The 11,467-nt window shown below is 71.6% G+C and carries 11 protein-coding genes and 1 pseudogene; 7 read left to right on the top strand and 5 right to left on the bottom strand.

All coding sequences use genetic code 11. The features are described 5' to 3' along the window. The first annotated feature begins 67 nt into the window (after positions 1-67). Complete coding sequence (locus ABD296_RS35765; RefSeq protein WP_344277817.1) at positions 68-853, top strand: DeoR/GlpR family DNA-binding transcription regulator; 786 nt, start codon at positions 68-70, stop codon at positions 851-853. A 37-nt stretch (positions 854-890) separates the two neighbouring features. On the opposite strand, the gene ABD296_RS35760 is transcribed toward ABD296_RS35765, so the two are convergent. From ABD296_RS35760 to galU, 4 genes are read right to left on the bottom strand one after another with little or no spacing between them, the layout of a single operon-like run. Continuing rightward, positions 891-1,370 carry a MogA/MoaB family molybdenum cofactor biosynthesis protein gene (locus ABD296_RS35760; RefSeq protein WP_344277814.1) on the bottom strand — a complete coding sequence of 160 codons (480 nt, stop codon included), beginning with the start codon at positions 1,368-1,370 and terminating at the stop codon, positions 891-893. An 8-nt stretch (positions 1,371-1,378) separates the two neighbouring features. Beyond that, entirely contained in the window at positions 1,379-1,858 is a 480-nt protein-coding gene (gene moaC / locus ABD296_RS35755; RefSeq protein ID WP_344277812.1) for a cyclic pyranopterin monophosphate synthase MoaC, read from the bottom strand. Beyond that, positions 1,855-3,060, bottom strand: coding sequence for a molybdotransferase-like divisome protein Glp (glp, locus tag ABD296_RS35750; protein WP_344277810.1), 1,206 nt, complete (start codon positions 3,058-3,060; stop codon positions 1,855-1,857). The genes moaC and glp overlap by 4 nt, the downstream gene beginning before the upstream one ends. Positions 3,061-3,100: 40 nt before the next feature. Beyond that, complete coding sequence (gene galU, locus ABD296_RS35745; RefSeq protein WP_344277807.1) at positions 3,101-4,036, bottom strand: UTP--glucose-1-phosphate uridylyltransferase GalU; 936 nt, start codon at positions 4,034-4,036, stop codon at positions 3,101-3,103. Between the two features lie 33 nt (positions 4,037-4,069). Between galU and ABD296_RS35740 the strand changes: the two genes are divergently transcribed. The 4 genes and pseudogenes from ABD296_RS35740 to ABD296_RS50705 form a co-directional block, all read left to right on the top strand. Next, positions 4,070-4,651 (top strand): 5-formyltetrahydrofolate cyclo-ligase, encoded by a 582-nt coding sequence (locus ABD296_RS35740; RefSeq protein ID WP_344277804.1) that lies wholly within the window; start codon positions 4,070-4,072, stop codon positions 4,649-4,651. 229 nt (positions 4,652-4,880) lie between these two features. Then, complete coding sequence (locus ABD296_RS35735; RefSeq protein ID WP_344277801.1) at positions 4,881-5,870, top strand: 2-hydroxyacid dehydrogenase; 990 nt, start codon at positions 4,881-4,883, stop codon at positions 5,868-5,870. A gap of 103 nt (positions 5,871-5,973) precedes the next feature. Next, the gene (locus ABD296_RS35730; RefSeq protein ID WP_344277799.1) at positions 5,974-7,461 is read left to right on the top strand and encodes a potassium/proton antiporter; all 1,488 of its coding nucleotides are present in this window, start codon (positions 5,974-5,976) and stop codon (positions 7,459-7,461) included. A gap of 116 nt (positions 7,462-7,577) precedes the next feature. Then, a pseudogene (locus ABD296_RS50705) lies at positions 7,578-7,763 on the top strand (FmdB family zinc ribbon protein); the annotation flags it as partial. A gap of 14 nt (positions 7,764-7,777) precedes the next feature. Here ABD296_RS50705 and ABD296_RS50700 read toward each other — a convergent pair. Beyond that, the gene (locus tag ABD296_RS50700) at positions 7,778-7,996 is read right to left on the bottom strand and encodes a hypothetical protein (protein WP_407061553.1); all 219 of its coding nucleotides are present in this window, start codon (positions 7,994-7,996) and stop codon (positions 7,778-7,780) included. Between the two features lie 252 nt (positions 7,997-8,248). Between ABD296_RS50700 and ABD296_RS35720 the strand changes: the two genes are divergently transcribed. Further along, positions 8,249-10,378 carry an MMPL family transporter gene (locus tag ABD296_RS35720; protein WP_344277794.1) on the top strand — a complete coding sequence of 710 codons (2,130 nt, stop codon included), beginning with the start codon at positions 8,249-8,251 and terminating at the stop codon, positions 10,376-10,378. 131 nt (positions 10,379-10,509) lie between these two features. Next, positions 10,510-11,328 carry an S-methyl-5'-thioadenosine phosphorylase gene (locus ABD296_RS35715; RefSeq protein WP_344277791.1) on the top strand — a complete coding sequence of 273 codons (819 nt, stop codon included), beginning with the start codon at positions 10,510-10,512 and terminating at the stop codon, positions 11,326-11,328. Positions 11,329-11,467: the final 139 nt, after the last annotated feature.

Genomic DNA, 11,467 nt, shown 5'->3' with positions numbered 1-11,467 from the left:
GGTGCATCGCTAGAATCCAGGCCTGAGCCGTCCCGCGCGGCCGCCCGCGTACCGGAAAGGGGCCGGGGTGACACGCCACGAACGCTGGAACGCGCTGCTGGAACTGCTCGCGGCCGCCGGCCGGCTGAGCGTCGAGGAGGCGGCGGCCCGGATGGCGGTGTCCGCGGCGACGATCCGCCGCGACTTCGACCAGCTCGCGCAGCAGCAGATGCTCACCCGCACGCGCGGCGGCGCGGTCGCGCAGAGCGTCAGCTACGACCTCCCACTGCGCTACAAGACCGCGCGGAACGCGACGGAGAAGCAGCGCATCGCCGCCGCGACCGCCGAGCTGGCCAGGCCGGGCTCGATCATCGGGCTGAACGGCGGCACCACGACCTCCGAGGTGGCCCGGGTGCTGGCCACCCGCGCCGACCTGCACGCCGAGGGCGGCTCACCGGCGATCACCATCGTGACGAACGCGCTGAACATCGGCACCGAGCTGGCCGTCCGGCCGCACGTGAAGATCGTGCTGACCGGCGGGGTGCCGCGCCCGCAGTCCTACGAGCTGACCGGGCCGCTGGCGACCGGGATCTTCGACCACGTGACGCTGGACGTGGCGATCCTCGGCGTGAACGGGGTGGCCGTCGAGCACGGCGCGACCTGCCACAACGAGGGCGAGGCGAACGTCAACCGGCTGATGGCCGAGCGCGCCGACCAGGTGGTCGTGGTCGCGGACGGCTCGAAGGTCGGCCGCCGCGCGTTCGCCCGGATCTGCGGGACGCACCGGATCGACGTGCTGGTCACCGACGGCACCGTCGCGGAGGCCGACGTCGCGGCCTTCACCGAGGCCGGCGTCCGGGTCGTCCAGGTCTAGTTCACTTCGAAACAGGTCCAGGCCGCCCCACCCAGATCTAGGCCGCACCGCCCGGGCGGGGGTGGTCGCCGCCGCCGATCTGGTCGACGGCGTGCGCCAGGACGCGGCCGAGGACGGCCATGCCGTCGCGGACGCCCCCGGTCGAGCCGGGCAGGTTGACGATCAGCGTCCGCCCGGCCAGGCCGGCGAGGCCGCGCGACAGGATCGCCGCGGGCACCTTGTCGCGGCCCTCCAGCCGGATCGCCTCCGCGATCCCCGGGACCTCGCGCTCGATGACCAGCCGGGTCATCTCCGGCGTGCGGTCGGTCGGGGTGAGGCCGGTGCCGCCGGACGTCACGACGACGTCGTAGGCCTGCTCCACCGCGTCCCGCAGCACCCCGGCGACCGGCTCGCCGTCCGGCACGACGACCGGGCCGTCCACCTGGCAGCCGAGGTCCTCCAGCAGCTCGACCAGGACCGGGCCCGACTTGTCGGCGTAGACGCCCGCCGCCGCGCGGTTGGAGACGGTGACCGCCATCGCCCTGATCACCGCCGCCACACGCCCGTCTTGCCGCCGGTCTTCTCCTCGACCCGGACGTCGGTGATCACGGCGGCCGGGTCGACCGCCTTCACCATGTCGACCAGCGCGAGCGCGGCGACGGAGACCGAGGTGAGCGCCTCCATCTCCACGCCCGTGCGGTCGGCGGTGCGGGTCACCGCCTTGATCGCCACGCCCTCGTCGTGGATCTCCAGCTCGACGGTGACGCCGTGCAGCGCGATCGGGTGGCAGAGCGGGACCAGGTCCGGGACGCGCTTGGCCCCCATGATCCCCGCGATGCGGGCGACCGACAGCGCGTCGCCCTTCGGCATGTCGCCGGCGCGCAGCAATCCGACACATTCGGCGGAAAGCCGGACGAACCCGGTCGCGGTCGCGGTCCTGGCCGACACGTCCTTGCCGGACACGTCGACCATCCGGGCCGCGCCCTTGTCGTCCAGGTGGGAGAACTCGGTGCCCATGGCACTCATGGCAACCTCATGACGTCGACGTGCGAACCGGCGGGCAGTGCCTCGGCGTCCTCGGGCAGCATGATCAGCGCGTTCGCCATGGCGAGCGAGCCGAGCTGATGGGACCCCTGCGTCTCGGCGGGTGCGACGGTGTAGTGGCCGCGGTTGAACGACAGCCGCCCGCGCAGGAAATGCCGCAGCCCGGCGGGCGACTTGACGTCCTCCGCCAGGACGGCGCTGACCGCCGGGAACGGTTCGGGTGGCAATCCCTGCATGGCGCGCAAGGCGGGACGTACGAAAACCTGGAACGAGACGTACGCGCTTACGGGATTGCCCGGCAGCGTGAAGACGGGCGTTCCCTCCAGTAGGCCGAACCCCTGCGGCTTACCCGGCCGCATACGCACCTTGTGGAAATCCACCGTCCCCGTGCCGGACAGCAGCTCCTTCACCACGTCCCTGGTGCCCATGGACACCCCGCCCGAGGTGATGATGGCGTCGGCCCGGGAGAGCTGGTCCTCCAGCATCTCCATGACCTTGGCGGGCTCGTCGTGCACGGTCGCCTGCCGGTAGCCCACTCCGCCCGCCTCTACGACGGCGGCGGTGAGCATGTAGCTGTTGGACTCCCAGATCTGCCCTAGAGCGAGCTGTGACCCTGGCTCCTGCAGCTCGTCCCCTGTGGAGACCACCACGACGCGCGGTCTCGGCCGTACGACCACGCGCGAGTGCCCCACGGCGGCGACCATGCCGAGCTGCCTCGCGCCCAGCCTCGTCCCGGCCTCCACGACCGTCTGCCCTGCGAGGACGTCCTCGCCGGAGCGCCGGATGTAGTTGCCCACCGGTGCCGGACGGGTGATGCGGACGGTCGCGGCGCCGCCGTCCGTCCATTCCACCGGGATGACCGCGTCGGCGCCGGCGGGCAGCGGGGCGCCCGTCATGATGCGGGCGGTCAGCCCCGTCCGGATCGCCGAGACGGCCGGGTCGCCGGCCACGATGTCGCCGACCACGGGCAGCGTGACCGGCTCCGCCTCGGTGGCCCCCGCGACGTCCGCCGCGACGACGGCGTAGCCGTCCATCGCGGAATTGTCGAACGGCGGCAGCGGAACCGGCGCGGAGACGGGCTCGGCCAGCACCGTCCCCTGCGCCTCCAGCAGCGCCAGGTCGAGCGGCGGCAGCGCCGCGACGCTGCCGAGGATCTCCGTCAGATGCTCATCGACCGTTCTCATGCCCATTTTCTGATCCCCCCGGCCCCAGTGTGACGGGTCGTCACGCGTCGCCGGGGCCGCCCACGCCGTCCGCGGCGTCATGGGCCTGGACGAACTCGCGCAGCCACGGGATGAACTCGGGCGCCAGGTCGGGGCGCTCGGCGGCGAACTGCACGACGGTCCGCAGGTACTCCAGCTTGTTGCCGGTGTCGTAGCGGCGGCCCCGGAACTTCACCCCGTAGACGCCGCCGCCGTTCTCCGACGGCATGTCGGCGAGGGTGCGCAGCGCGTCGGTCAGCTGGATCTCGCCGCCGCGGCCGGGCGGGGTCTTCTCCAGCACGTCGAACACGGCGGGGTCGCAGACGTACCGGCCGATGATGATCCAGTTGCTCGGCGCCTCCTCGGGCGCGGGCTTCTCGACCAGGTCGGAGATGCGCACGACGTCGTCCTCGCCGGTGGCCTCGATGGCCGCGCAGCCGTAGGCGGAGACCTGGTCGGGCTCCACCTCCATCAGCGCCACCACGCTGCCGCCGTACTGGCCGCGCACCTCGATCATCCGGTGCAGCAGCTTGTCGCGGGCGTCGATCATGTCGTCGCCGAGCAGCACCGCGAACGGCTCGTCGCCCACGTGCTGGCGGGCGCAGTGCACCGCGTGCCCGAGGCCGCGCGGCTCGCCCTGCCGAACGTAGTGCATGGTCGCCAGGTCGGCGGACTCGCGGATGGCCGCCAGCCGCTCGCTGTCGCCCTTGGCGTTGAGGGCCTCCTCCAGCTCGTAGGCCCGGTCGAAGTGGTCCTCGATGGACCGCTTGCTGCGCCCGGTGATCATCAGCACGTCGCTGAGGCCGGCGTCGACCGCCTCCTCGACGACGTACTGGATCGCCGGTTTGTCGACGACGGGCAGCATTTCCTTTGGCGTCGCCTTCGTGGCGGGCAAGAATCGGGTACCGAGGCCCGCCGCCGGAACCACGGCCTTGAGTACGGGTGCAATGTCGACCATGGAAAGACCCTAGTCATCCGCGAGGACAACAGCGTGCACGACATCGTTTCGAAGACCGACCTCCGCACCGGGATCCTGGAAAGGCGTGCGATCATGACTCCTGAGGCGCGCACCGCGGCGGCCCGGTCGCTGCGCGACGCGCTGCTGTCCGTGCCCGAGATCGAGATGGCGGGGACGATCGCCGCATACGCCTCCATCGGCACCGAACCGGACACCCGCAGCCTGCTGTTCGCGCTGTGGAAGCGCGGCGCGTACGTGCTGCTGCCCCGCCTGCTGCCGGACGGCGATCTCGACTGGGCGTCCTTCGAGGGCCCCGACTCGCTGGCGCCGGGCCCGCGCGGATGCCTGGAGCCGACCGAGCCGCCACGCGGTCCCGGGGCCGTGGCCAGCGCGGACGTCGTCCTGGTTCCCGCGGTCGCGATCGACCGGTCGGGGATGCGGCTGGGCCGCGGGGGCGGCTCGTACGACCGGGCGCTCGCCCGCGTGGGGCCCGCGATCCTGACGGTCGGGCTGCTGTACGACACCGAGCTCGTGGACGAGGTGCCGTCGGAGCCGCATGACCGGCGGGTGCGCGCGGCGGCGACGCCGGCCGAGGGACTGGTGCGCTTCGCCTGAGAGTCCGGACGGCCCCCGGCCGGGATGAAGATCCTGCCGAGGGCCACCCGGCCGGGCCGGGGCTTGCCGAGGCGCGGAAGGCGTATCCGGCCGGCCCACAGATCTGGCCCGACGGTTAGCAGGACCTGGCGTGATGGCCAGTATCGGACGGCCGCATAGGGTGAGTATCGGCAAGATCGCGGATTCGGGGGAACCGCGGTCGGACGCAAGGCTCACCGGGAGGTTCGAGATGACGGCGCCCTGGCGGATCCTTTCCCTGCCCCCCCTCGGCGAAGATCTCGTGCGCGGCCTGTTCGGCTCGTTCGGCGACGCCGTTGAGGTGACGTTTCCGCAGACCAGGGACCGCGACGGGCTCCTCGCGGCGCTCCCTGAGGCGGAACTGGTCATCGGCGACTTCAGCGCGCAGCTGAGGCTGGACACCGAGGCCGTCGCCGCCGCGCCGCATCTGGCGTTCGTGCAGATGCCCGCCGTGGGGACCGACAGCATCGACGGCGCCGCTCTCGCGGAGGCCGGTGTACCGCTGGCCAACACCGCCGGTGCCAACGCGCGCGGAGTGGCCGAATGGGCGGTCGGCGCCGCGTTCGCGCTATGCCGCCATCTCGTCTGGGGCGACCGGCATGTGCGCGCGGGCGAATGGCCGCAGGCGGAGCTGCTGGCGCGCGGGACGAGGGAGATCCACGCACAGCGCGTAGGGGTCGTTGGCTTCGGGGCCATAGGCGCAGAGGCAGCACGTCTGTTCCAGGTGCTCGGCTGTGAGGTCTCCTACTGGACGCGGCACCCGCGTACATCGGCCTCGGCGACGTACAGGGAACTGGACGATCTGCTCGCCACTTCGGACATCCTGGTCCTCGCGCTACCGCTCACCGACGAGACACGCGGCCTCATAGGCCCGGAACGTCTCGCGCTACTCCCCGACAAGGCGCTGCTGGTGAACGTGGCGCGCGGCGGCATCGCGCCCGACGACGCCGTGCTCGCCGCGCTGGAGTCGGGACGCCTCGCCGGCGCGGCGCTGGACGTCTTCGACGAGGAGCCGCCTCGGGCCGACCACCCCCTGCGCGCGCACGAGAACGTCCTGCTGTCGCCGCACGCCGCGGGCGGGACGACGCAGTCGCAGCGGAACATCGTGACGATGCTGCTGGACAACGTCACGCGGGCCGTCCAGGGACACGCAGTGCAGAACGTCGTCAACGGAGTGGATCCGCAGGTCAGACGGAGATAACGGACGTTCTAGACGTCCCGTTCATCAACCGCAAATGTGCATTTGACACATGATTCTGTAGTATTGCTAAAAGTTCAACTTTGACGACCCCGAAGGGCGGGATGTGCAGCTCGACATCTGGCTACTCCTCGGGGCCGTGCTCGTACTCAGCGCCATCGTCGCGGTCCGGCTGTCGCACAGGGCCGGCCTGCCGACCCTCCTGGCGTACATGGGCCTCGGCCTTCTCATCGGCGAGTCCGGTCCCCTCCACATCGACTTCGACAACGCCGAACTGGCCGAGACGCTCGGCCTCGCCGCCCTCGTCCTGATCCTCGCCGAGGGCGGTCTCACCACCAACTGGCGCCACGTGCGGCCGTCCGTGCCCGCCGCGGTCAGCGTGTCCACCATCGGCACCCTGATCAGCATCGTGGTGGTGGCGCTCGCCGCCATGTGGCTGATCGGCATGGACTGGCGCCCGGCGTTCCTGCTGGCCGCCGTGCTCGCGCCCACCGACGCCGCCGCAGTGTTCTCGGTGCTGCGGCGGCTGCCGCTGCCGTCCCGGCTGACCGGGCTGCTGGAGGCCGAGTCCGGCTTCAACGACGCGCCCGTCGTCATCATCGTGGTGACCCTCAGCGCCAAGCACGGCGGCGCCCCCAACCTGGCCGAGCTCTTCGGCGTGATGGTGTACGAGCTGATCGCGGGCGGCCTGCTCGGCTTCGCGATCGGCTGGCTCGGGGCGCAGGCGCTGCGCCGCGTCGCCCTCCCGGCCTCCGGCCTCTACCCGATCGCGGTGCTGTCGCTGTCCGTCGGCTCCTACGGCGCCGCAACGCTGCTGCATGCGAGCGGCTTCCTGGCGGTCTATGTGAGCGCGCTAGTGCTCGGCAACGCCCGCCTACCGCATCGTCCAGCGACACGGGGCTTCGCCGAAGGCATCGGATGGCTGGCCCAGATCGGGCTGTTCGTGATGCTGGGCTTGCTGGCATCCCCCAGCGCGTTGCCCGGCCAGATCGTCCCGGCGCTCGTCATCGGGTTCGTCCTGCTGCTCGTAGCGCGCCCGATCTCGGTAGTGCTTTCCTCTATCGGATTCAAGCTGTCGTGGGGCGAGAAGGTGTTCGCCTCATGGGCGGGGCTACGCGGAGCCGTCCCCATCGTCTTGGCCACCATCCCGATGGTGAAGGACGTGCCGAGCGCCGATCGCCTCTTCTCCATCGTCTTCAACATCGTCGTGGTGTTCACCCTCTTGCAGGGCCCCACGCTGCCGCTGGTCGCCCGCTGGTGCCGGCTGAAGCCCGACGAGCAGACCCGCGAACTGGACGTCGAAGCCGCGCCGCTGGAGGAACTCCATGCGGACCTGCTCGAAGTCCGCATCCCGCCCGACTCCATGTTGAGCGGGGTGGAGATCTTCGAGCTCCGATTGCCCGCCGGAGCGTCCGTCACCCTCGTCGTAAGGGACGGGTCGAGCTTCGTACCGGAACCGACAACGCCCCTGCAGAACGGCGACACGCTGCTGGTCGTGACCACCGACACCGTGCGCGAGACCACGGAACGCCGGCTGCGCGCTATCAGCCGCCGCGGGAAGCTGGCAGGCTGGTTCGGCGAGACGGGCGCGTAGGGCCCTGGTCGGGGGATTCCGTACGGCCCTGCCACAGGCGGCTCACGGCGCTCGGGAACAGACCCGCGGTGAATCCTGTTGCAGCCATGGGTACCATTAGCAGTCATCTAGAGTGAGTGCCAGTCCGGGACGGCTCCGGGCTGAGTCAGCGAGGAGGAACCGTGCCGACGTATCAGTACGTTTGCACCGAGTGCGGCGAGCCTCTGGAGGTCGTGCAGAAGTTCAGCGACGACGCGCTGACCGAATGCCCGGCGTGCAGCGGCAAACTCCGCAAGGTCTTCTCCGCCGCGGGGATCATCTTCAAGGGGTCGGGCTTCTACCGCACCGACAGCCGCGGCTCCAGCAAGTCGTCCTCGACCGTGGGGAGCTCGTCCAACGGGTCCAGCGGCAACGGGTCCAACGACTCGTCGGGCAGCGACTCCGGCAAGTCCGACTCGTCCTCGTCGACCTCGTCGTCGAGCGACTCCTCGTCGTCGTCTTCCAGCTCCTCGTCGAAGTCGTCTTCGTCCGAGAAGGTGGCCTGACCTCCGGGCACGTCCCGGCACCACCGCGCTTCACCGAGGCCGGAGGAACCCGAGCAGGGTTCCTCCGGCCTTCGTCGTTCCTGGCCCCGTTCCGCGAGCCCGCTCCCTGAGCCGGCCCCTGGGGCTACCCCGAGTCGAACCCTGAGGCGTCCCCGAGATTTCGCGATATAACTTGCTTTCTCTCTTCAACCGAGAGACTCTTGTCGAGAGCAAGTGGTCGCGTCATATCGCGACTTCGCCGGACACCTCTCAGGAGATCGACCATGCGCGCACAGAGCCAGGCTCCCCCCAGCACACCGGCCCGCCGGCTCGCCGGGCTGATCGCCGGCCGCCGCGGCAAATGGGTCGTCCTGGCCGTCTGGGTCGTGCTGCTGGCCGCCCTCGGCCCGCTCGCCGGACGGCTCACCGACGTGGAGAAGAACGACGCGGCGTCCTGGCTGCCCGCCAGCGCCGAGTCGACCCAGGTCGTCAAGCTGCAGGAGGCCTTCCAGAAGGACGAGACGATGCTCGCCGTCATCGTCTACGAGCGTCCCGGCGGCATCACCGCCGCCGACCGCGCGAAGGCAGCCGCCGACGTGGCCGCGTTCGAGCGCCTCCCGGGCGCCGAGAAGGCGCAGGGCCCGATCCCGGCCAGGGACGGCCGGGCGCTGGAGACCCTCGTCCCGATCAACAGCGACGACGTGACCGACGCCGTCGACCAGGCGCGCGACATCGTCAAGCGGGCCCCGCCGGGACTGTCCGCGCACGTCACCGGGCCCGCGGGCGCCGGCTCCGACCAGTTCGGCGTGTTCCAGAGCCTCGACGGGTTCCTGCTGATGGCCGCCGGCATCGTCGTGATCGTGCTGCTGCTGATCATCTACCGCAGCCCGGCGCTGTGGTTCATCCCGGTGCTCAGCGCCGTCTTCGCCCTGGGGCTCGCCCAGTCGGTGGTGTACCTGCTGGCCAAGTACGCCGACCTGACCGTCAACGGGATGAGCTCCGGCATCATGACCGTGCTGGTGTTCGGCGTCGCCACCGACTACGCCCTGCTGCTCGTCGCCCGCTACCGCGAGGAACTGCACCGGCACGAGGACCGGCACGAGGCCATGGCGTTCGCACTGCGCCGCGCCGCGCCCGCCGTCATCGCGTCCGCCGCCACCGTCGCCGTCGGCCTGCTGTGCCTGCTGCTCGCCGACCTGAACTCCACCGCCGGGCTCGGCCCGGTCGCCGCGGCGGGCGTCCTCACCGCGCTGGCCGCGATGGTCACGCTCCTGCCCGCCCTCCTCGTCATCTTCGGCCGCTGGGTGTTCTGGCCGCTCGTCCCGCGCTACGACGCCAAGTACCTGGAGCCGGAGGCGTACGAGGCCGAGCACGGCATCTGGTCGCGCGTGGCGGCGCTCGTGGCCAAGCGCTCGCGCGTCATCTGGCTGACCACCGGGGTCCTCCTTGTCGGCCTTACCTTCGGCCTAGGCTCGCTCAAGGCAGACGGTCTCTCCAACGCCGGGCAGTTCACCGGACGCCCCGACTCGATCGCCGGGCAGGAGGCCGTCTCCCGGCACTACCCCGCCGGTTCCGGTTCTCCGGCCGTCGTCATAGCGAAGGCGTCCGCAGCGCCTCAGGTTGCCGCGGCGGCGGAGCACACCCCGGGTATCGCCCAGGTCGGCCCGCCCTCCCACGCGAACGGGCACGTCATGTACGAGGCGACCCTGCGGGCCCCTGCGGACAGTAAGGGGGCCGAGCAGACCATCGACCGGCTCAGGGACGCGGTGCACGCCGTCCCGTCCGCGGACGCGAAGGTGGGCGGCACCACCGCAACGTCCCTGGACACCAAGCGGGCCTCCGCGCGCGACAACAAGGTCATCTTCCCGATCGTGCTTGGCGTGATCTTCGTCATCCTCGTCCTGCTGCTGCGCGCGCTGGTGGCGCCGCTGCTGATGATGGGCACCGTCGTCCTGTCGTTCATGGCCTCGCTCGGCGCGTGCGCCCTCATCTTCCGGCACGGCTTCGGATTCGAGGGCACCGACACCGGGTTCCCCCTGCAGGCGTTCACGTTCCTGGTGGCGCTCGGGGTCGACTACAACATCTTCCTCATGCACCGGGTGCGGGAGGAGTCGCAGGCCCTCGGCACGCGGCGCGGCATCCAGCGCGGCCTCACCGTCACCGGCGGGGTCATCACGTCGGCGGGCGTGGTGCTGGCGGCCACGTTCGGCGCGATGGCGACGCTGCCGCTGGTGTCCATGGTGGAGATGGGCTTCGTCGTCGCGTTCGGCGTCCTGTTCGACACGCTGATCGTCCGGTCGCTGCTGCTGCCCGCCCTGTCGCACGACCTCGGACGGCGGATCTGGGCGCCGGGCCGGCTCGCCGGGAGCGAGACGGCCTCGGGCCGGTCCAGGGTCCTCGACCGGGTCGGCTGACGCCGGGCGGACGGGATCGGGAGGGGTCCGGCGGAGCGCCGGGCCCCTCCGCCGCGCCCGCCGATCATGAAGTTATCCACAATCGGCGGCGGATCCGCCGCGGGCGCCCGGCGCTGGTTAGTGTCGGCGGCATGTCCACCAACTCGCAGCCCACGGCCGAGATCGCGGTCATCGGCGGTTCCGGTTTCTACTCCTTCCTCGACGACGTCGAGGAGGTGCGCGTCGACACCCCCTACGGCCCGCCGAGCGACGCCATCGCCGTCGGCGAGCTCGCCGGGCGCCGCGTCGCGTTCGTCCCCCGGCACGGCCGCGACCACCGCTTCCCGCCCCACAAGATCCCCTACCGGGCCAACCTGTGGGCGCTGCGGTCGCTGGGCGTCCGGCAGGTCCTCGCGCCCAGCGCGGTCGGCTCCCTGACCCCCGACCTCGGGCCCGGCACGCTCGCCGTCCCCGACCAGCTCGTCGACCGGACGTCCGGGCGCGCGCAGACCTACTACGACGAGGGCGCCGCGATCCACGTCTCCTTCTCCGACCCGTACTGCCCGGTCGGCCGGCGCACCGCCGTCGACGCCGCGGACGCCGCCGGATGGCCGCCCGTCGACGGCGGCACGCTCGTCGTCATCGAGGGCCCCCGCTTCTCCACCCGGGCCGAGTCCCAATGGTTCGCCGGCCAGGGATGGACCCTCGTCGGGATGACCGGCCACCCCGAGGCCGTGCTCGCCCGCGAGCTGGCGCTCTGCTACACCCCGCTCTGCCTCGTCACCGACCTCGACGCCGGCATCGAGGAGGGCGAGGGCGTGACGATGGACGAGGTGCTCCGGGTGTTCGGCGAGAACATCGGCCGGCTCCGCGACGTGGTCGCCGACGTGGTCAAGGCGCTGCCCGCCGACCGCGGCTGCGCCTGCCCCGCGGTCCTGGACGGCATGCGACTGCCGCTGGAGCTGCCGTGAACGCACGAGCGGCCCGGCTGCGGCGACCGCTGGCGGCGCTGTTCGCCGCGGCCGCCGCGGGCCTGGCCCTCACCGCGCTGCGGCCGGGGGCGGCGCCGTCCGTCCGCGTCCTGGCGGCGGCCCGAGACCTGCCCGCCGG

Origin of the sequence: Actinomadura napierensis (assembly GCF_039529375.1) — a bacterium.
Taxonomy (GTDB): domain Bacteria; phylum Actinomycetota; class Actinomycetes; order Streptosporangiales; family Streptosporangiaceae; genus Spirillospora; species Spirillospora napierensis.
This window is presented reverse-complemented; position numbering and strand designations above follow the sequence as displayed.

Bases quoted from the DNA above. Each gene is read 5' to 3' on its own strand.
- moaC (WP_344277812.1), bottom strand. From the start codon at position 1,858: ATGAGTGCCATGGGCACCGAGTTCTCCCACCTGGACGACAAGGGCGCG.
- ABD296_RS35760 (WP_344277814.1), bottom strand. From the start codon at position 1,370: ATGGCGGTCACCGTCTCCAACCGCGCGGCGGCGGGCGTCTACGCCGAC.
- ABD296_RS35720 (WP_344277794.1), top strand. From the start codon at position 8,249: ATGCGCGCACAGAGCCAGGCTCCCCCCAGCACACCGGCCCGCCGGCTC.
- ABD296_RS35715 (WP_344277791.1), top strand. From the start codon at position 10,510: ATGTCCACCAACTCGCAGCCCACGGCCGAGATCGCGGTCATCGGCGGT.
- glp (WP_344277810.1), bottom strand. From the start codon at position 3,060: ATGAGAACGGTCGATGAGCATCTGACGGAGATCCTCGGCAGCGTCGCG.
- galU (WP_344277807.1), bottom strand. From the start codon at position 4,036: ATGGTCGACATTGCACCCGTACTCAAGGCCGTGGTTCCGGCGGCGGGC.
- ABD296_RS35735 (WP_344277801.1), top strand. From the start codon at position 4,881: ATGACGGCGCCCTGGCGGATCCTTTCCCTGCCCCCCCTCGGCGAAGAT.